The organism is Dyella terrae, assembly GCF_004322705.1.
Classification (GTDB): Bacteria; Pseudomonadota; Gammaproteobacteria; order Xanthomonadales; family Rhodanobacteraceae; genus Dyella_D; species Dyella_D terrae.
The window spans coordinates 1-950 of sequence record NZ_SIZZ01000007.1; the positions used below are offsets into that span (position 1 = coordinate 1).

General features: G+C 64.1%; 1 protein-coding gene. It reads left to right on the plus strand.

Annotation, left to right across the window (positions count from 1 at the left end; genetic code table 11):
- Positions 1–950: elongation factor Tu (gene tuf, locus EYV96_RS18655; protein WP_131153108.1), on the plus strand; the 950-nt coding region annotated here is incomplete at both ends.

The following is a 950-nucleotide window of genomic DNA, read 5'->3' on the forward strand; positions in this document are numbered from 1 at the left end:
CACGTGGACTGCCCGGGCCACGCCGACTACGTGAAGAACATGATCACGGGTGCGGCGCAGATGGACGGCGCGATCCTGGTGTGCTCGGCCGCTGACGGCCCGATGCCGCAGACGCGCGAACACATCCTGCTGTCGCGCCAGGTGGGCGTGCCGTACATCATCGTCTTCCTGAACAAGGCGGACCTGGTGGACGACGCCGAGCTGGTCGAGCTGGTGGAAATGGAAGTGCGCGAGCTGCTGTCGAAGTACGACTTCCCGGGCGACGATACCCCGATCATCAAGGGTTCGGCTCGTGCGGCGCTGGAAGGCGACCAGTCGGAAATCGGCGTGCCGGCGATCATCAAGCTGGTCGAGGCGCTGGACACCTACATTCCGGAGCCGGTGCGCGACATCGACAAGCCGTTCCTGATGCCGGTGGAAGACGTGTTCTCGATCTCGGGTCGTGGCACCGTGGTGACCGGTCGCGTTGAGCGCGGCATCATCAAGGTGGGTGACGAAGTCGAAGTGGTCGGCATCCGTCCGACGCAGAAGACGACCGTGACCGGCGTGGAAATGTTCCGCAAGCTGCTCGATCAGGGTCAGGCGGGTGACAACGTGGGCCTGCTGGTCCGCGGTCTGAAGCGTGACGACGTCGAGCGTGGCCAGGTGCTGGCCAAGCCGGGTTCGATCAACCCGCACACGACGTTTGATGCCGAAGTGTATGTGCTGTCGAAGGAAGAGGGTGGTCGTCACACCCCGTTCTTCAAGGGCTACCGCCCGCAGTTCTACTTCCGCACGACCGACGTGACGGGCGCGGTGGAGCTGCCGGAAGGCGTCGAGATGGTGATGCCGGGTGACAACATCAAGATGGTGGTCACCCTGATCCATCCGATCGCCATGGACGAAGGCCTGCGCTTCGCGATCCGCGAAGGTGGCCGTACCGTCGGCGCCGGCGTGGTTGCCAAGATCAT